2 protein-coding genes (1 of these 2 cut by a window edge) are annotated in these 21,874 nt (G+C 72.5%); both read right to left on the reverse strand.

What is annotated here, in order from left to right:
* Complete coding sequence (locus tag BLA60_RS45950) at positions 1-20,526, reverse strand: type I polyketide synthase (protein ID WP_425427123.1); 20,526 nt, start codon at positions 20,524-20,526, stop codon at positions 1-3.
* Positions 20,495-21,874: the final stretch of a type I polyketide synthase gene (locus BLA60_RS36360; protein WP_075137621.1), read on the reverse strand. Its footprint extends 25,272 nt past the window's final position; the window shows 1,380 of its 26,652 coding nt (coding positions 25,273-26,652); its start codon lies off the right edge, out of view — the gene reads right to left on this strand; its stop codon occupies positions 20,495-20,497. The genes BLA60_RS45950 and BLA60_RS36360 overlap by 32 nt, the downstream gene beginning before the upstream one ends.

Here is a 21,874-nt window from a genome sequence, read left to right on the forward strand (position 1 = left end):
TCAGCGGTCCTGCCGCCGACCGAGCTCGTTGTCGATGAAGGCCAGTACCTCGCGCGCGCTGGCGGCGTTGATCTTCTCGGTCACGTCCGCCTCGTCCGTCACGGGCGTCACCGTCACCCGCGCGAGCAGCGCGCGCAGCCGCAGCTCGATCCCGGTGCGCGCGACCTCGTCCACTTCCTGCCCGGCGAACGCCGCCTCAAGCCGGTCCAGCTCGGAGAGCAACGCGTCGGCGGGCGCGGCCTCGACCACCTCACCGCCCAACTCGTCGGCCAAGAACCCGGCGAGCGCGAGCGGGTTGGGGTAGTCGAACACGATCGTCGAGGTGAGCGTGTGGCCGGTGGAGGCGGCGAGCCGGTTGCGCAGCTCGACCGACGTGAGCGAGTCGAACCCGAGCTGACGGAACTCGCGACCGGGCTCGACGGCGTCGATGCCGGTGTGACCCAGCACGGCGGCGGCCTCGGTGCGCACGAGGTCGCACAGCGCCCGCACCCGGCCCTCCCGATCCAGGCCGGCGAGCCGGTCGAGGAACCCGGCCGACGCGGTGGACGCGGTCCGCCTGCCGCCACGGATGATCCCGGCCAGCAACGGCGGGATCCGCGTGCCCGGTGGGGCGACGGCGAAGGCCGCGCCGCCGGCGAGCCGCACGGCGAACACAGCGGGCGCGCCGCGCGCGACACCGGCGTCGAACAGCGCGAAACCGTGTTCGCTGGACAGCGGCGGCATACCGGAGCGGCTGATCCTGGCCAGCTGCTCCTCGGTGAGCGTGCCGGTCATGCCGCTGCCCCGCTCCCACGGGCCCCACGCGAACGACACGGCGGGCAGGCCGAGCGTGTGCCGGTGGCGGGCGAGCGCGTCGAGGAACAGGTTCGCCGCGGCGTAGTTGGCCTGGCCGGCGCTGCCGAGCACACCGGCCGACGACGAGTACAGCGCGAAGCAGGCCAGGTCGAGATCTCGGGTCAGCTCGTGCAGGTGCCACGCGGCACCGGCCTTCGGCGCCAGCACGGCGGCGAGCCGGTCGGGAGTCAACGAGGACACCACCCCGTCGTCGAGCACGCCCGCCGTGTGCACGACCGCCGTCAGCGGGTGCGCGGGATCGATCCCCGCGAGCAACGCGGCGACCGCCGGGCGGTCGGTGACATCGCAGGCCACGACCGTGACCTCCGCGCCGTGGGTGGTCAGTTCCTCGATCAGGTCGGTCGTGCCCGGCGCGGCCATGCCCCGGCGGGACACGAGCAGCAGCCTGCGCACGTCGCGGGTGGTGACCAGGTGCCTGGCCAGTGCGCCGCCCAGCCCGCCGGTGCCGCCGGTGATCAGCACTGTGCCGTTCGGATCCCATTCGCGGCCCGGGGTCCCGCTGTCGTCGAGCACCGCCAGCCGGGCGACCGACAGTTCACCGTCGCGGTGGCGTGCCTGGGTTTCGCCCGCGCTGAGCAGTCCGGGAACGAGACCGGCGAGCACACCGTCATCGGGATCGCCGTCCACGACGTCGATGAGCGCGAACCGGCCGGGGTGCTCGGACTGGGCGCTGCGGACCAGCCCCCACACGGCGGCCGCGCCCAGGTCGGTGCCCGTGGTGGCGCCCCGGGTGCGGAACAGCATCGGGACCGTCGCGAACCGGTCGTCGTCGAGGTAGGCGCGCAGGAGGGCCACCGTGTCGGCGAGCAGTGCCGGCACGCCGTCGACATCGGTGCCGACGACCGGCACGACGACGACACCGGGCGGGCCCGTCTCGGTGAGCGCGGCCAGGCCGCCCGTGGTGACCGCCCAGGTGACGTCCGTGGTGGGCAGGTCACCGGCCGGGACCCAGTCCAGGCCGAACAGCGGGGTTTCTGGTGCGGTTCCCGCGCGGAAGCCGGCGGCGCCGAACTCGACGGAGGCGACCGTGAACACCGGTTCCCCTCCGGCGTCGACGGCGGCGATGGACACGGTGTGTGTGCCGGTCGCGCGGACGTGGACCCGGAGTTCGGTGGCGCCCTGGGCGTGGACACGGCTGCCGTGCCAGGTCACCGGAACCTCGCCCGCGACCCCGGTGAGCGCCGCAGCGCGGACTACCAGGGACAGCAGCGCGGGGTGGATGAGGTAGTCGGCGGCGTCGGTCACGGAGTCGGGCAGGTGAACCTCGGCGAACACGTCCTCGCCCCTGGTCCACGCGCCGGCCAGGCCGTCGAGGGCGACCGGGTCCGCGTCCCGGGGCGGCCACACGCCGGTCATGGTCTCGACGGACACGTCGGCCACGGCGACGCCGCTGCCGAGCACGCCGGTGCCGCAGCGGTAGAACCCGCGCTCCTCCGACGGTGCAGCGCCGGTGTCCCTGGCGTACAGCAGAACCGGGCAGTGGCCCTCGGCGTCGACGTCGCCGAGGCGGACCTGGATCGGGGTACCGTCCGGGTCGAGCACCAGCGGCGCGTCGAGGCTCAGTTCGACGAGCGTGTCGCAGCCGACGTAGTCCCCTGCCCTGGTGACCAGTTCGACCCACGCGGTCGCCGGCAGGACGGTCACCCCGCCGACCTGGTGGTCGGGCAGCCACGGGTGGGCGTTGGGCTGGACCCGGCCGGTCAGCAGGGTCTCGGTGGTGCCGCCGAGCGGCGTGATCGTGCCGAGCAGCGGGTGCGGCGCGGTCTCCAGCCCGAGGCCGGCCGCGTCGCCCCGGCCGGCGCCGACGACGGGCCAGTAGTGGTCGCGGTGGAACGCGTAGGTGGGCAGGGCGACCCGGCGGGCACCGGTGCCGGCGAGGATTCCGGACCAGTCGACGCGGACCCCGGCGGCGTGCAGCCGGGCGAGCGCGGTGACCACCGCGGATTCCTCGTCGCGGTCGCGGCGCAGCGCGGGCACGGTCAGCACGGTGTCGACCGCGTCGTCGACCGCGGTGCCGACGACGTTGCCGACGATGTCCGAGGTGAGCGCGGTGAGGGTCCCGTCCGGGCCCAGTTCCAGGAAGACGTCGATGCCGCGTGCCCGCAGCCCGGTGACGGTGTCGGAGAAGCGGACGGTGTCGCGGACGTGGCGCACCCAGTACTCGGGGTCGGTGACCTCGCCGGTCATCGCCAACCGGGGCTCGGCGAAGGAGATTCCGGCGATGGCCGCACGGAAGTCATCCAACATCGGATCCATCAACGGCGAGTGGAACGCGTGCGACACGGACAACCGCCTGTGTTTGCGGTCACCCACCACCGCCATGACCTCGGCCTCGACACCGGCCACCACCACCGAGTGCGGACCATTCACCGCCGCGACCGACACACCCTCGGTCAACGCCAACTCGTGCTCGGCGCACTGAACAGCCACCATCGCGCCACCCTCAGGCAACGCCTGCATCAACCGAGCGCGCGCGCCCACCACGGTGCACGCGTCCTCCAGCGAGAACACCCCCGCCACATGCGCCGCCGCGATCTCACCGATCGAGTGTCCAGCGACCGCCGACACCCGCACACCACACGACTCGACGAGCCGGTGGAGCGCGACCTCCAGCGCGAACAACGCCGGCTGCGCCCAGCCGGTCCGGTTCAGCTCGTCCGCGTCCTCGCCCCACACGACCTCACGCAGACCGGGGAACCGGTCCACGACCTCGTCGAACGCCGACGCGAACACCGGGAAACGGGTGTGCAGTGCCCGACCCATGCCGAGGCGTTGTGCGCCCTGGCCCGCGAACAGCACGGCCGTCGAGTGCTCACCCGCCGTCGCCCTCGCGACCTCGGTCAGTCCGCTGTCGTCGACCAGCAGCACGGCGCGGTGGTCGAGCGCCGCGCGGTCGGCGACCAGTGCGTAGGCGACGTCGGCGTGGGAGACCGCCGGGTTGGCGGCGAGGAAGTCCCGCAGCCGCGCGAGTTGTCCGTCCAGCGCACCTGACGAGGCCGCGGACACCGGCAGCGGCAGCGCCACGGGCAACTGCGTCGGCCGAGGCGGCGCGACGACCGGGTCGGCCTGCTCCAGCACGACGTGCGCGTTGGTGCCGCTGATCCCGAACGACGACACGCCGGCCCGGCGCGGCCGTCCCCGGTCGGGCCACGCGAGGTTCTCGGTCAGCAGCCGGATGTCGCCGCCCGTCCAATCGACCTTGCTTGTCGGCTCGGACACGTGCAGCGTCCTGGGCATGGTGCCGGCGCGCAGGGCGAGCACCATCTTCAACACCCCGGCCACGCCAGCGGCCGCCTGGGTGTGGCCGAGGTTCGACTTCACCGCCCCCAGGTACAGCGGCGTGGTCCTCCCCTGGCCGTAGGTGGCCAGCAGGGCCTGCGCCTCGATCGGGTCGCCGAGCACGGTGCCGGTTCCGTGCGCCTCGACGACGTCGACGTCCTGTGCGGACAGTCCGGCGTCGGCGAGCGCCGCGCGGATCACCCGTTGCTGGGACGGACCGTTGGGTGCGGTCAGTCCGTTGGACGCGCCGTCGGAGTTGACCGCGGAGCCGCGCAGCACCGCGACGATCGGGTGCCCGTTGCGTTCGGCGTCGGAACGCCGTTCCAGCACCAGCATGCCGGCACCCTCGGACCAGCCCGTGCCGTCGGCGTCGTCGGAGAACGCCTTGCACAGCCCGTCGGGCGCGAGCCCACCCTGGACGGTGAACTCGGCGAAGCTCATCGACGTGGCCATCACGGTGGCGCCACCGACGAGCGCGAGCGAGCACTCTCCGCCACGCAGTGCCCGCGCGGCCCAGTGCATCGCCACGAGCGAGGACGAGCACGCCGTGTCGACGGTGACCGCGGGTCCCTCGAGTCCGAACGTGTAGGAGATGCGGCCGGAGATCACGCTCGCCGCGAGACCGGTGCCGGAGTGCGCGGCCAGATCCTCCCGCGCGCGAAGCACCACGTGCCGGTAGTCCTGCCCGTTGGTGCCGACGAACACGCCGGTCCTGGTGCCGCGCAACGACTCCGGGTCGATCCCGGCGCTTTCCACCGCCTCCCAGGAGGTTTCCAGCAGCAGCCGCTGCTGCGGGTCCATCGCGAGTGCCTCACGCGGCGAGATGCCGAAGGGGGCCGGGTCGAACTCCGCGGCGCCCGAGAGGAACCCGCCGCGCTGGGTGGCGCTGCGGCCCGGCCCCTGTCCGGACAACGACGCGAGGTCCCAGCCCCGGTCATCGGGGAACGAGCCGATCGCGTGCTCGCCGCCGGACAGCAGCGCCCACAGGTCGTCGACCGTGTCGATCCCCCCGGGGAACCGGCAGCTCATGCCCACGATGACGATCGGGTCGTCCGGGTCGGACCCGGACGGCGCTGCGAGGTCGCCGCGGTCGTCTCCGCCGACGGCGAGCAGGGTCTCCGCGAGATGGTCGGCGAGGGCCTTGGGGTTCGGGTAGTCGAACACCAGCGTCGCCGCGAGCGGCAGGCCGGTGCTCGCGTAGAGCCGGTCGCGCAGTTCCACCGCGGTGAGCGAGTCGAACCCCAGTTCGCGGAACGCCTTCCCGGTGGCGACCGCCGCGCGTCCGGTGTGTCCGAGCACGGCGGCGGCCTCGTCGCGGACCAGGTCGAGCATCACCTCGACGCCCTCGTCGGCCGGCATCCTCCGCAGTCGGGTCACCAGTTCCGCCGCCGCGGAGGCCGACTCCTGGCGCAGGGCGGCGGCCCGTTCGGCCGCGGCCCTGGCCGCGGGCAGTTCCGCGAGCAACGGGTTCGGTCGCTGGCTCAGCAGAGCGGTGAGCACGTCCTCCTGCTGGAGGTCGGCGAGTACGACGATCGGCGCCGGTTCGGCGACCACCTGCCACAGCGCGGGCACGGCGAGCGCGGGGTCCAACGTCGTGGAGGTCACCCGGTCGCCGCCGCCACGGCCCCTGACACCGGCCGCCATACCGCCGCCGTCCCAGGCGCCCCAGGCGATCGAGGTGGCGGCACGCCCGTGCGCCGCGCGGCGTTGTGCGATCGCGTCGAGCGCGGTGTTGGCGGCCGCGTAGCCCGCCTGGCCGGGGTTGCCGATCGCACCCGCCACGGAGGAGAACAGCGCGAACATCTCCAGGTCGAGCCCGGCGGTCAGCTCGTCGAGTACCAGCGCGGAGGTGACCTTGGCGCGGAAGACCTCCTCGAACCGGTCCGGGGTGAGGTTGGTGAGCATGCCGTCGTCGAGCACGCCGGCGGTGTGGACGACACCGGTGAGCGAGCCAGCCGGGAGGTCGGCGAGCACGGCCGCCACGGCGTCGCGGTCGGCGGCGTCGCAGGCGACGATCGTGGCGGTGGCGCCCAGCTCGGTCAGTTCCGCCGCCAGGTCGACGGCACCGGGGGCGTCCAGGCCGGAACGGCTGAGCAGCACGAGCCGTTGCGCACCTCGGGCGGCGAGATCGCGGGCGACGTGCCCGCCCAGGGCGCCGGTGCCACCGGTGACGAGAACGGTGCCGTGCGGCTGCCACGGGTCCAGATCCGACGGCTTCGCGACCACCATGCGGCGGCCGTACACGCCCGAGGTCCGGATCGCGACCTGGTCCTCGTCGCCATGCGCCATCACGGCCAGGAACCGTTCCAGCGACACGGAATCCAGCTCGTCGGGCAGGTCGATCGCACCGCCCCACCGCGCGGGCTGTTCCATCGCCGCGACCCGGCCGAGGCCCCACAGCGCCGCCTGCCACGCGTCGGGCGCCGGGTCGGCGGCCGACGTGGACACCGCCCCTCGGGTGATGGCCCACACCGGGGCCGCGACGCCGGTGTCCTCGAGCGCCTGCAGGAGGGTGAGGGTCATGCCGAGACCGGCCGGAGCCGCGCCAGGCACGTCCTCGACGAGCCCCAGCAACGACACCACGGCGGAGAACGGGTCGGCTGGCAGCAGCTCGGCGTACCGTGCCCGCAACGGGTCGACGTCTCCGGACAGCATCGTGCGTAGCGAGTCGTCGGCCCACGCGGGCATCCCCGACGTGCGGGGCAGTGCCACGGTGACCGCGTCCTGGCCGAGCGCGTCCACCACGGACCGCACCCACACGTCGTCGCCGAGTTCGGCCGGCACCGCGACCAGCAGCGGGCCCTGAGGTCTGACGGTCGGAAGGGTCAGCGCCTTCCAGTTCTCCCGGTACCGCCACGAGTCCACGGTGGACTCCTGGCGGCGACGGACCCGCCACGCGGACAGTGCGGGCAGGACGTGGTCGAGCGTGTCGGCGCCGAGGCCGAGGGTGACGGACAGGGCCGAGGAGTCGGCGCGCTCGACGGCGTCCCAGAACTCGGCGTCCACGGGGTTCGCCTCGAACGTCATCGAGCCCAGCTTCGGCCAGTACCGCTCGCGCTGGAACGGGTAGGCGGGCAGGTCGACCCGACGACCCGCGGGCACCACGGCACGCCAGTCGACCGCCGTGCCCGCGACGTGCAGGCGGGCCAGTCCGGTGACGAACGAGGTCTGCTCGTCGCGGTCCCGGCGCAGCAGGGGGATCCCACCGGTGAGCGCGGACAGCGTGCCGTCCGGGCCGATCTCCAGGAACCGGTCCGCCGAGGCGGCGGTCACGTCGTCGGCGAACCGGACGGTGTCGCGGACGTGGTTCACCCAGTGGTCGACGCTCGTGACGTCCTTGACCATCGCGATGGCGGGTTCGTGGAAGGTGATCCCGGCGATGGCGGCGCGGAAGTCGTCGAGCATCGGGTCCATGAGCGGTGAGTGGAACGCGTGGGACACCCGCAGCCGCTTGTGCTCCCGATCCCCCACCACCGCCATGACCTGGTCCTCGACCCCGGCCAGGACGAGATCGTCCTGGCCGTTGACCACGGCGATGGACACACCGTCGGTCAGGGCCAGTTCGTCCTCGCCGGCACGGACGGCGACCATGGCCCCACCGGCCGGCAGCGCCTGCATGAGTCGTGCCCGGGCTTCGACCAGCGTGCACGCGTCGTCGAGGGAGAACACCCCGGCCACGTGGGCGGCGGCGATCTCGCCGATCGAGTGGCCGACGACGACGTCGGGCCGCACGCCCGCCGACTCCACGAGCCGGTAGAGCGCCACCTCGAACGCGAACAGCGCGGGTTGGGCCCAGCCGGTGCGGTTCAGCGCGGCGATGTCCCGGCCCCACAGGGTTTTCCGCAATCCCTCGAAGCGGTCGGTGATCTCGTCGAACGCGGCGGCGAACACGGGGTAGCGGGCGTGCAGTTCGCGGCCCATGCCCAGGCGCTGCGCGCCCTGCCCGGCGAACAGGAAGGCGAGCCGGGCGCCCTGGGCCTGTCCGCGTGCCACCTCGACGCCGTCGAGGATGACCGCCCGGTGCTCGAAGGTGGTGCGCGACAGCAGGGAGTACGCGATGTCGGCCGCCGGTTGGTCCACCGTGGCCAGTCGGGAGATCTGGTCGTCGACGGCGGCGGGGGTTCGTGCCGACACCACCCAGGGAACACCGGTGGCGGTGGACGATTCCGCCGTGGTCGCGGGCGGCGCCTGTTCGATGATCACGTGCGCGTTGGTGCCGCTGATACCGAAGGACGACACCCCGGCGCGGCGTGGGCGGTCGACGGCGGGCCAGCCGGTCGGTTCGGTCACCAGCTCGATCCGGCCGGCCGACCAGTCCACATGGGATGTCGGGGAGGTCACGTGCAACGTTGGCGGGACCACCCCGTGGCGGATCGCCTGCACCATCTTGATCACACCGGCGGCACCGGCGGCGCCCTGCGTGTGACCGAGGTTCGACTTGACCGAACCCAGCAGGACCGGGTTCTCCCGGTCCTGACCGTAGGTCGCGAGCAGCGACTGTGCCTCGATCGGATCACCGAGCTTGGTACCGGTGCCGTGGGCCTCGATCACGTCGACGTCGGCTGTGGACAGTCGGGCGTCGCCGAGTGCGGCGCGGATGACTCGTTGCTGTGACGGGCCGTTCGGCGCCGACAACCCGTTGGACGCACCGTCGGAGTTCACCGCCGAACCCCGCAACACGGCCAGAACCTCGTGTCCGTTGGCGACCGCGTCCGGCAACCGCTCCAACACGAGCATCGCGGCACCCTCGGACCAGTTCGTGCCATCGGCGTCGTCCGAGAACGCCTTGCAGCGGCCGTCCTGGGCCATTCCGCCCTGGCGGTCGAACCCGCCGAAGTTCATCGGGGTGGCCATGACCGTCACGCCACCGGCCAGAGCGAGTCCGCACTCCCCCGCGCGCAGGGCATTGGCTGCCAGGTGCATGGTCACCAGCGACGACGAACACGCGGTGTCGACGGTCAGTGCGGGGCCCTCGAACCCGAAGCTGTACGCGAGCCGGCCCGAGATGATCGAACCGGCGACCCCGGTGACCGCGTGTCCCTGGACGTCCTCGGCGGCGTTCACGACGACGTGGCTGTAGTCCTGGTTGTTCGAACCGACGTACACACCGGTCCGGCTGCCCCGCAGTGTCGTCGCGTCGATCCCGGCGCGTTCCAGCGCCTCCCACGTCACCTCGAGCAGGATCCGCTGCTGGGGATCCATCGCGACCGCCTCGCGCGGCGAGATCCCGAAGAACTCGCTGTCGAACGTCGTCGCGTCGTGGAGGAAACCGCCGACTCGATCACCGAGATCGCCGTCGGAGAACCAGCTCGACTCCCAGTCACGGTCGGTCGGGAACGGCGAGAGCGTGTCCCGACCGTCGACCACCACACGCCACAGGTCCTCCGGCGAGGCCACCCCACCGGGGAAGCGACACCCGATGCCGACGATCGCGATCGGCTCGTTCAGAACGCCCCGTTCGGTCACCTCGTCCCGCACCGGGGTTTCCGCGCCGAACAGTTCCTCCAGCAGGTGGCCCGCGACCGCCAGCGGAGTCGGGTAGTCGTAGACCAGCGTCGTGGACAGACGCAGCCCGGTGCACTCACGCAGCCGGTTGCACAGCTCCACCGCGGTCAACGAGTCGATACCCAGCTGGCCGAACTCGCGGTCGGCCTCCACCGTGGACTCCGAACGGTGCCCGAGCACGCTGGCCGCCTCGGTGCGCACGAGATCGGTGAGGAACCGCAACGGTTCGCCGTCGGGCAATGCGCGCAACCGCATCACCAGGCCGGTCGCCGTCGCCGATCCCGCCCCCGCCGCGACGCGACGCGCGCCCCGCACGAGGCCACGCAGGATCGGTGGCACCTCGCCGCTGATCCGGGCCCCGTCGGCACCTGGCCGCGCGGCCACCGGAACGACCACGGGAGTGTCGACGCCGAGCGCGGTGTCGAACAACGCGAGACCCTGCGCCACCGACAGTGGCGGCAGCACCGAACTCGCCAACCGCCTGCGGGCCTGGTCGGTCAGCGTGCCGGTCATTCCGCCCGCTTCGATCGCGTCCCAGGACGACCAGGCCAGCGACACCGCCGGCAGCCCCTCGGCACGACGACGCGTGGCGAGCGCGTCCAGATACGCGTTGGCCGCGGCGTAGTTGGCCTGGCCAGCGCCGCCCATGACCCCGGCGACCGACGAGTACAGCACGAACGCCGACAGGTCGTGGCCACGGGTCAGCTCGTCGAGATGACGGGCGGCCTCGGCCTTGGGCGCGAACACCCGGTCGATCCGCTCCCGGGTCATGGCCTCCACGACACCGTCGTCGAGCACACCGGCCGCGTGCACGACAGCGGTGAGCGGGTGTGTCAGGCCGGCCAGCAACGCGGCCAGCGCGTCGCGGTCGGCCACATCACACGCGGCGACGGTCACGTCGGCACCGGCTGCGGTCAACTCGGCGTGCAGGTCGACCGCCCCCGGGGCGTCGGGCCCTCGCCTGCTGGTCAACACGAGACGCCGGACCCCACGCGCCGTCACGAGATGACGGGCCAGAACGGCACCGAGCCCACCGGTCCCACCGGTGATCAGGACGATGCCGTCCGGGTCAAGGTCGACGGCGGGACCGGGCTCGGTGTGCGCCGCGAGACGCGCCACCCGCACCACACCGTCCCGTACGGCGAGTTGCGGCTCACCGGCCGCCAGCACCGGCAGGGCCGAGGACACCGCGTCGGTGACGTCGGTGTGGAAGTCGAGGTCCATCACCACGAACCGGCCGCGATGCTCGTTCTGGGCGGTCCGCAGCAAACCCCAGCACGCGGCGGCCGCGAGATCGGCGACCGGCTCACCGTCGACCGGGACCGCGCCACGGGTGACGACCACCAGGCAGGACGAGGCGAACCGCTCGTCGGCCAACCATTCCCGCACGAGCGCCAGCGCGCCGTGAACCGCGGCCCTCGGGTCGTCGACCATCGGCAGCGGGTGCACCACCAGCCCCGGCACGTCGCCGGTCACCTCGGCGAGCGCGGTCACGATCGGTACCGACACGGTGTCGCCCGCCGCGTCAGGCCTGCCGGTCTCGGCCGGCACGGCCGCCCAGTCGAGGCGCAGCAGGGTCTCGCCTGTTCTGGCACCCTCCGCCGGGGCGCCCAGCACGAGTGCGCCCACCGAGAGCACGGGCGCGCCCTGCTGGTCGAGTGCGGTGACCGACACGGTGTCGGCGTCGATCTCACGGACCAGGGCACGCAGTGCGGTCGCTCCGGAGGCGTGCAGGGTGACGTCCCGCCAGGTCAGGGGCACCCGTCCGGACCCGTCGTTGGTCAGCGCGTCGAGCAGTGCCGGGTGGATGCCGTAGCCGGTCGCGTCGTCGACGCCGTCCGGCAGGGTGATCTCCACGCAGGACTCGACCGGCGGCCACCGGTCCCCGCCGGGAGCGGTTTCGGCCAGCGTGCCGGTCGCGTGCCGTGTCCACTCCGGGCTGACGGCGTCGGCGCGGCGGGCGTGGATCCCCAGCGCGCGCGTCCCGTCGTCGGCCGGTGCGGACAGCCAGACCTGCACGTCCAACTCGGCGCCGGATTCCAGCGGCGCCAGCAACGTCAGCTCCGTGAGGTGCTCGCAGCCGACACGATCGCCGGCATGCAACGCCAACTCGACCAACCCGGTTCCGGTGAACCAGTCCGGCTGCGACAGCCTGCCGGTGAGCACGGACTCACCGGACTCGACCACGGTGAGCGCGGCGCCGAGCAGTGGATGTCCGGCCTCGGTCAGTCCCAGCGCGGACACGTCACCCGCCCTGGCCACGACCTCGGGCCAGAACCGTTCGTGGGTGAACGCGTAGGTGGGCAGGTCGTGGTCGATCACCGCACCGGTACCGACGTAGAGCGGCGCCCAGTCGACCGTCACGCCCGCGACGTGCAGGCGGGTGAGGGCCTCGACGAACGCGTCCTGCTCATCACGGTCGCGGCGCAGCGCGGGGACGGCGAGTCCGGTGTCGGCGGCGAGCGCGGACAACGTGCCGTCCGGACCGAGTTCGAGGAAGGCGGTGATTCCGGTCTCGGCGGCCTCGGCGAGTCGGTCGGCGAACCTGACGGTGTCACGAACGTGGTTCACCCAGTACTCGGGATCGGTCACCGCACCCGCGATCGGAATCTCCGGTTGGTGGAACACGATCCCCGCGATCGCCGCCCGGAAATCGTCGAGCATCGGATCCATCAACGACGAGTGGAACGCGTGCGACACCGGAAGCCGCTTGTGCTTACGGTCACCGACGACAGCCATGACCTCGGCCTCGGCACCCGCGAGGACGACATTGTCCGGCCCGTTGACCGCCGCGATCGACACACCGTCGGTCAACCGCAGCTGCGACTCGGTGGCCCGGAACGCCACCATCACACCGCCACGCGGCAACGCGCCCATCAGCGACGCGCGAGCACTCACCAGACGACACGCGTCCGACAGCGACAACACACCCGCCACATGAGCCGCCGCGATCTCACCGATCGAATGACCAGCCACACGATCCGGCCGCACACCGAACGACTCCACCAGACGGTAAAGCGCGACCTCCAGCGCGAACAGGGCCGGCTGCGCCCACGTGGTGTCGTCCACCAGACTCGGATCGACACCCCACATCACCTCGCGCACCCGAGGATCCAACTCGGCGAACACCGCCTCGATCGCCGAGGCGAACACCGGGAACCGCGCATACAACTCACGACCCATACCGAGACGCTGCGCACCCTGACCGGCGAACAACATCCCGAGCTTCACCCGCGCGGGCGCAACACCGGTCACGACCCCTGGTGCCCGGCCGTCGGCACGCCACGCCGCCAAGGCGGCACCCAACTCGGCCGTGTCCGCGACCGCCACACCGAGCCGGTGTTCGAACGACGCCCTCGCCGTCGTCATCGACCGGGACAGATCCCCAGCCCGAACGTCCGCGACGGACAGTCGAGCGAGCAGCGCGTCGACCTGAGCGGCCAACGCGTCGGCGCCGCGGGCGGACAACACGACCGGCAACGAAGCGATGCCCGTGGTCACCGGCTCCGCGCCATCGGACTCCGGCGCCTGCTCGACGATCACATGCGCGTTCGTGCCGCTCACCCCGAACGCCGACACCGCCGCACGACGGACACGACCCATCTCCGGCCACGGGATCGACTCGGTCACCAGCTCGATCCGGCCGGTCGACCAGTCCACATGGGACGTCGGCGCCGTCACGTGCAACGTTGGCGGGACCACCCCGTGGCGCATCGCCTGCACCATCTTGATCACACCAGCGGCACCGGCCGCGCCCTGCGTGTGACCCAGATTCGACTTGACCGAACCCAGCAGGACCGGGCTCTCCCGGTCCTGACCATAGGTCGCGAGCAGCGACTGCGCCTCGATCGGATCACCGAGCTTCGTACCGGTGCCGTGCGCCTCGATCACGTCGACATCCGACGTCCTCAACCGCGCGTCATCGAGCGCGGCACGGATCACTCGTTGCTGTGACGGACCGTTCGGCGCCGACAACCCGTTGGACGCACCGTCGGAGTTCACCGCCGAACCCCGCAACACCGCCAGCACCTCGTGCCCGTTGGCCACCGCGTCCGACAACCGCTCCAACACCAGCATCGCCGCACCCTCGGACCAGTTCGTGCCATCGGCATCGTCCGAGAACGCCTTACAACGACCATCCTGGGCGATACCGCCCTGACGGTCGAAACCACCGAAGGTCATCGGGGTGGCCATGACCGTCACACCACCGGCCAACGCCAGGCCACACTCCCCCGCACGCAGGGCGTTCGCCGCCAGGTGCATGGTCACCAGCGACGACGAACACGCGGTGTCCACCGTCAACGCCGGGCCCTCGAACCCGAAGCTGTACGCCAAGCGCCCGGAGATGACCGAGCCGCCCAGACCCGTGACGGCGTGCCCCTCGACGTCCTCGGCCGCGTTCACGATGACATGGCTGTAGTCCTGGTTGTTCGAACCGACATACACACCGGTCCGGCTGCCCCGCAGTGTCGTCGCGTCGATCCCGGCGCGCTCCAACGCCTCCCACGCGACCTCCAACAACACCCGCTGCTGGGGGTCCATCGCGACCGCCTCGCGCGGCGAGATCCCGAAGAAGTCGTTGTCGAACAGGGCCGCGTCGTGGAGGAAACCGCCGACACGCCCGTCGAGATCGGTCAGCCAGGTCGACTCCCAGCCACGGTCGGTCGGGAACGGCGAGAGCACGTCCCGACCGTCGACCACCACACGCCACAGGTCCTCCGGCGAGGCCACCCCACCGGGGAAACGACACCCCATCCCCACGATCGCGACCGGCTCGTCCGACGAGCCCCGGTCGGTCACCACGTTCCGCGCCGGGTCGTCCGCGCCGAGAAGTTCGTCCAGCAGGTGTGCGGCGACCGCGACCGGGGTCGGGTAGTCGTAGACCAGGGTGGTCGACAACCGCAGACCGGTGCACTCCCGTAGCCGGTTGCACAGCTCCACCGCGGTCAACGAGTCGATGCCCAGCTGGCGGAACTCCCGCTCGGCCTCGACGCCGTCGGGGGAACGGTGCCCGAGCACGGTCGCGGCCTCGGTGCGGACCAGATCGGTGAGGAACCGCAACGGTTCGCCGTTGGGCAACCCACGCAACCGCATCGTCAGACCGGTCGCGGTCGCCGAACCGGCGCCGGCCGCGGTCCGACGGGCACCGCGGAGCAGACCACGAAGAATGGGCGGCACCTCGCCGGTGACCCTGGCGCCGCCGGCACCTGGCCGCACGGCGACCGGGACCACCACGGCGTCGTCCACACCGAGCGCGGTGTCGAACAACGAGAGACCCCGCGCGACCGACAACGGCGGCAACATCGACCCCGCCAACCGGCCACGTACCGAATCGGCGAGCGTGCCGACCATGCCACCGGCGTCGGCCGCGTCCCAGGACGACCAGGCCAGCGACACCGCCGGCAGTCCCTCGGCACGACGACGCGTGGCGAGCGCGTCCAGATACGCGTTGGCAGCGGCGTAGTTGGCCTGGCCGGGGCTGCCCATGACGCCGGCGACCGACGAGTACAGCACGAACGCCGACAGGTCGTGGCCGCGGGTCAGCTCGTCGAGGTGACGGGCGGCCTCGGCCTTGGGCGCGAACACCCGGTCGATCCGCTCGGGAGTCAGGTGATCGACAACGCCGTCGTCGATCACGCCCGCCGCGTGCACCACGGCGGTCAGCGGACGCGTCAGGCCGGCCAGCAACGCGGCCAGCGCGTCGCGGTCGGCGACATCACACGCGGCGACGGTCACGTCGGCACCGGCCGCCGTCAACTCGGCGTGCAGGTCGACCGCCCCCGGGGCATCGGGCCCACGCCTGCTGGTCAACACCAGCCGCCGGACCCCACGCGCCGTCACGAGATGACGGGCCAGAACGGCACCGAGCCCACCGGTGCCACCGGTGATCAGGACGGTGCCGTCGGGGTCGAGTCCATGGGGGATGGTCAGCACGAGTTTGCCGACGTGCCGGGCGCCGCTCATGAAGCGGAACGCGTCGCGCGCGTGCCGCACGTCCCAGGTCCGCGTCGGCAGCGGGGTCAGCGCGCCCGCGTCGAACAACGCGACCAGCTCCCGCAACATCCCCTGGATACGGTCCGTGTCCACCCAGCCGAGGTCGAAGGCCTGGTAGCGCACGGCCGGTAGGGTCGCGGCGTCGCGGATGTCGGTCTTGCCAAGTTCGACGAACCGGCCGCCGTCGCGGAGCAGGCCAAGCGAGGCGTCCACGAAGTCACCGGCCAGCGCGTTGAGCACCACGTCGATGCCGGCGCCCGCGAACCGCTGCGCGAACTCCAGGGTCCGCGAGGACGCGAGGTGGTCGTCGTCGACGCCGAGTGCGCGCAGGGTGTCCCACTTGGACTCGCTCGCCGTGGCGTACACCTCGGCGCCCAGCCACCTCGCCAGTTGGACGGCCGCCATGCCGACGCCGCCCGCGCCGGCGTGCACGAGGACCTTCTCCCCCGCGGCGAGTCCGGCCAGATCGACGAGCCCGTGGTAGGCGGTGAGGAACGCCAGCGGCACCGAGGCCGCCGTCTCGATCGACCAGTCGGCCGGCACCGGGACCAGCAGTCGTTCGTCGGTCACGCCAAGCGGTCCGAAACCGCCGAACAGCATGCCCATCACACGGTCGCCGACCTTCAGGCCGGTGACCTCGGGGCCGATCTCGGCGACCACACCGGCCGCCTCCGAGCCGTACAGCCCGCCTTCGCCCGGGTACATGCCGAGCGCGTTCAGCACGTCCCGGAAGTTCAGCCCGGCGGCACCGATCGCCACCCGCACCTGCCTGCCGGCCAACGGACCGGCGACCTCCGGGCACGGCAGCAGCGCCAGATCGTCGAGGGTTCCCTGCCGGGTCACGCCGAGCCGCCACGGAGTGCCGCCGGGCGGCACCAACGGCCCCGACGCGAGCGGCGCCAGGCGCGGCACGCGGACCTCGCCGCCCCGGACGGCCAGTTGCGGCTCACCGGCCGCGAGCACCGGCAGCACGTCCGCCACGACCGACGCGGGATCGGTGACCTCGTCGAGGTCGAGCAGCACGAGCCGACCCCGGTGCTCGATCTGCGCGGTGCGGACCAGCCCCCAGCACGCGGCGGCGGCGGGGTCGGTGACCGGCTCGTCGTCGACGGACACCGCGCCGCGGGTGACCACCATCAGGCAGGAGCCGGCGAACGGTGGTTCGGCGAGCCATTCCTGGACGAGAGCCAGCGTGCGGTGGGTTGCCGTGCGGGGGTCGTTCTCGCGCGGCAGGCGCAGCAGCACCAGCTCGGGCACCTCACCGGTCAGCTCGGTGAGCGAGTCGACCAGGGGCGCGGTGAAGCCCTCGGCGCGCTCGTGGCCGCCGGGTTGAGGTACCCACTCGACGCGCAGCAGCGTCTCGCCCGTGGTGGAGTCGGGGGTGGGCGCGGCCGGGGCACGCAGGTCCAGAGCGCCGACGGACAGCACCGGCCTGCCCGCCGGGTCCGAGGCGAGGACTGACACGGTGTCGGTGTCCGCGCCGAGCAGCCGCACCCGCAGCGCCGAGACCTGGGTGGCGTGCAGCGTCACGTCCCGCCAGGAGAAGGGCACCCGGCCCATGGTGGAGTCGCGGAGCAGGAGCCCGGGGTGCAGCACGGCGTCGAGCAGCGTCGGGTGGATCCCGTAGCCGGCGGCGTCGGACGCGTCGGGCAGCGTGATGTCCGCGTACAGCTCGTTTCCACGCTGCCAGACGGCAGTCACGCTGCGGAACGCCGGGCCGAAGTCGAGTCCCAGCTGCGCGTAGGTGTCGTAGAGCCGTGTGACATCCACCGGTGCGGCGCCGGCCGGCGGCCATTCGGTGGTGTCCAGCCCTGGCTCCTCGGGGGCGGCGGGCTCGACCGAGCCGGTCGCGTGCCGGGTCCACTCCAGACCGGTGTCGGCCCGGCGGGAGTACACGCCGACCTGGCGCGCGCCCTCGCTGTCCGGTGCGGCCAGCCACACCTGGATGTCCAGCGGTTCGGTCCCGCCGAGCACGACCGGCACCAGGATGGTCAGTTCCGCCAGGTGTTCGCAGCCGACGTGGTCACCGGCGTGCAGTACCAGTTCGACCAAACCGGCGCCGGGCACCAGGTTCCGGCCGCCGACCCGGTGGTCACCGAGCCACGGGGTGACCGCCGTCGACAACCGTCCGGTGAGCACACACTCACCGGTCCCCGCGACGGTGAGTACGGCGCCGAGCAGTGGGTGTCCGGCCTCGGTCAGTCCCAGCGCGGACACGTCACCCGCCCTGGCCACGACCTCGGGCCAGAACCGTTCGTGGGTGAACGCGTAGGTGGGCAGGTCGTGGTCGATCACCGCACCGGTACCGACGTAGAGCGGCGCCCAGTCGACCGTCACGCCCGCGACGTGCAGGCGGGTGAGCGCCCCGACGAACGCGTCCTGCTCATCACGGTCGCGGCGCAGCGCGGGGACGGCGAGTCCGGTGTCGGCGGCGAGCGCGGACAACGTACCGTCCGGACCGATCTCGAGGAAGCCGGTGATTCCGGTCTCGGCGGCCTCGGTGAGTCGGTCGGCGAACCTGACGGTGTCACGGACGTGGTTCACCCAGTACTCGGGGTCGGTGACCGCACCGGCGATCGAGATCTCCGGTTGGTGGAACACGATCCCCGCGATCGCCGCCCGGAAGTCGTCGAGCATCGGGTCCATCAGCGGTGAGTGGAACGCGTGCGACACCGGAAGCCGCTTGTGCTTGCGGTCACCGACGATGGCCATCACCTCGGCCTCGACACCCGCCACCACAACGGAGTTCGGGCCGTTCACCGCGGCGATCGACACACCGTCGGTCAACGTCAGCTCGTCCTCGCCGGCCTGTACGGCCACCATCGCGCCGCCGGGCGGCAACGCGCCCATCAGCGACGCGCGAGCACTCACCAGACGACACGCGTCCGACAGCGACAACACACCCGCCACGTGAGCCGCCGCGATCTCACCGATCGAGTGCCCGACAACCAGATCCGGCCGCACACCGAACGACTCGACCAGACGGTACTGCGCGATCTCCAGGGCGAACAGGGCGGGCTGCGCCCACGTGGTGTCGTCCACCAGACTCGGATCGACACCCCACATCACCTCGCGCACCCGAGGATCCAGCTCCGCGAACACCGCCTCGATCGCCGAGGCGAACACCGGGAACCGCGCATACAACTCACGACCCATACCGAGACGCTGCGCACCCTGACCGGCGAACAACATCCCCAACTTCACCCGCGCGGGCGCCACACCGGTCACGACACCCGGCGCCCGGCCATCGGCGCGCCACGCCGCCAACGTCTCGCACAGCTCGGCCGTGGTCTCGGCTGTCACGCCGAGCCGGTGCTCGAACGACACCCTGGCGGTCGTCAACGACCGCGACAGATCCCCGACGGCGACGTCCCTGGTCGACAGATGCGCCAGCAGTGCGTCGACCTGAGCGGCCAACGCGTCCGCGCCACGACCGGACAACACCACCGGCACCGAAGCCGACACCGAGGCGACCGGCTCCGCGTGGGCCGTCTCGGGCGCCTGCTCCACCACGACATGCGCGTTCGTGCCGCTCACGCCGAACGACGACACGGCCGCACGACGGACCCGGCCGGTCTCCGGCCACGGGGTCGCCTCGGTCACCAGCTCGACACCGCCGGTCGACCAGTCCACATGGGACGATCGGGTCGCGGCGTGCAGCGTCGGCGGGACCACGCCGTGGCGCATCGCCTGCACCATCTTGATCACACCGGTCACCCCCGCGGCCGCCTGCGCGTGCCCCAGGTTGGACTTGACCGAACCGAGCAGCAGCGGCCGTTCCCGGTCGCGGCCGTACGTGGCGAGCAGGGCGGTCGCCTCGATCGGGTCGCCCAGCGGTGTGCCCGTGCCGTGCCCCTCCACGACGTCGACGTCCTGGGTGGACAGTCGAGCGTCGTCGAGCGCGGCGCGGATGACCCGTTGCTGCGCGCGGCCGTTGGGCGCGGTGAAGCCGTTGGAGGCGCCGTCGGCGTTGACCGCCGAGCCGCGGACCACGGCCAGCACCTGGTGCCCGTGGGAGACCGCGTCGGACAACCGCTCCAGCACCAGTACACCGACGCCCTCGGACCAGCCGGTGCCGTCGGCGTCGTCGGAGAACGCCTTGCTGCGGCCGTCGCGGGCCAACCCGCCCTGGCGGCTGAACTCCAGCAGCGGTCCCGGGGTGCACATGACGTTCACACCGCCGGCCAGCGCGAGAGCGCACTCCCCCGCCCGCAGCGCCTGCGCCGCCAGGTGCAAGGACACCAGCGACGACGAGCACGCGGTGTCGACGGTCACCGCCGGGCCCTCGAAGCCGAACGTGTAGGCGATCCGCCCGGACGTGGCACTGGCGGCGATGCCGGTGCCGACGTCGCCGGTGGCGTCGTCCAGCGACCGCATCATCAGGTACTGGTAGTCCTGACCGTTGGTGCCGATGAACACCCCGGTGCGGGACCCGCGCAGCCGCGAGGTGTCGATGCCGGCCCGTTCCAACGCCTCCCAGCTGGTCTCCAGCAGCAGCCGCTGCTGCGGGTCCATGGTGAGCGCCTCACGGGGCGAGATGCCGAAGAAGCCGGGGTCGAAGTCGGCCATCCCGGACAGGAACCCGCCCTGCTGGCTGACCTCCATGCCGCGGGCGTCGACGTCGGCGTCGTGGAGGACGTCGGTGTCCCAGCCGCGATCGGTCGGGAGCGGCCCGATCGCGTCCCGGCCGTTGACGACCAGATCCCACAGGTCCTCCGGCGAGGACACGTCACCGGGCAGCCGGCAGCTCATGCCGACGATCGCGATCGGTTCCGTGGCCGCGGCGACGAGCTGCCGGTTCTGCCTGCGCAGGCGGTCGGACTCCTTGACCGCCGCGCGCAGCGCCTCAACGACCTTGTCGCTAGTCATTCTCAACTCCGTCCAGTGCCGCACGCACCAGGTCGTCCACGGACATGTCGTCGACCGCGTCAGCTCCGGTCTCGGTCCCGTTCGCCAGCGCCAGCAACGGTTCCAGGACGCCCAGGTCCCGCAGTCTGGTCAGCGGGACGGTGGCCAGCAGCGCGCGCACCGTGGTCTCGTCGTCCGGCTCGGCCTGGTCGTCGCCGAGCAGCTCACCAAGCAGGTGGGCGGCGAGGTCGGCCGGGGTCGGGTGGTCGAACACCAGGGTCGACGCGAGGGACAGGCCGGTCACGGCGGTGAGCTGGTTGCGCAGCTCCACGGTGGCCAGCGAGTCGAACCCGAGGTCACGGAACGGCTTGTCCGGGCCCACCTCCGACACGTCGGGGTGTCCCAGCACCTCCGCGGCCCGCTCGCGAACCAGGTCCAGCAACAGCTCCTGCCGCCCCGCCTTCGGCGCGGCGCGCACCTGGTCGCGGAACTCCTCCGGTGCGGGCAGTTCGACGCCGTTCTGTTCGCCGTTGCCGGGCAGGTCCCGCAGCAGCGCCGGCCCGCGGCCCGTCGGACCTCCCTGCCCGGCGAGCGCGGCGACCAGTGCCGTCGCGCCCGGCTCGGCGACCAGCTCGACGAGCGCGGCGCACGCCAGGACCGGGTCCATGAAGGCGATCCCGGCGCGTCGCGCCGCCTGGGTGGCCTCGGCGTCGTCCGCCATCCCGCCGCCGGCCCAGGCGCCCCACCCGATGGAGGTGGCGGCCCTACCCGTGGCGCGCCGCCGTTCGGCGAGCGCGTCGAGCACGGCGTTGGCGGCGGCGTAGCCGGCCTGGCCTGGGTTGCCGATGGTGGCGGTGGCCGAGGAGAACAGCACGAACGCGTCGAGGTCGCCGGTCAGCTCGTCGAGCAACAGCGCCGAGTCGACCTTGGCGCGGAACACCTCGGTGAACCGGTCCGGGGTGAGCCGGTCGAGTACGCCGTCGTCGAGCACCCCGGCGGTGTGCACGACGGCCGACGGCGGGTGTTCGGCGAGCAGCGCCGCCAGCTGGTCGCGGTCGGCGACGTCGCACGCGGCCAGCGTGACCCGGGTGCCGGCCAGCTCCTCGACGAGGCCCTCGGTGGCGGTGCCCCGTCGGCTGGCGAGCACCAGGTGGTCGGCTCCCGCCTTCGCCATGGCTCGTGCCACGTGCGCCGCGAGCGCGCCGGAACCGCCGGTGACCAGCACCGTTCCCCGTGGCGTCCACCGGGGACGGTCGGCCGGGGCTGGGGCGGGAGTGAGCCTGCGGGCGTAGACGGCGGTCGGACGGATCGCCAGGTGGTTCTCGTCGATCCCGCCCAGAGCCACCGCGAGGCTCGCGGCGCCGCGGTCGTCGAGGATCTCCGGCAGGTCGAC

The sequence above is a fragment of the Actinophytocola xinjiangensis genome (genome assembly GCF_001921215.1).
Lineage (GTDB): Bacteria > Actinomycetota > Actinomycetes > Mycobacteriales > Pseudonocardiaceae > Actinophytocola > Actinophytocola xinjiangensis.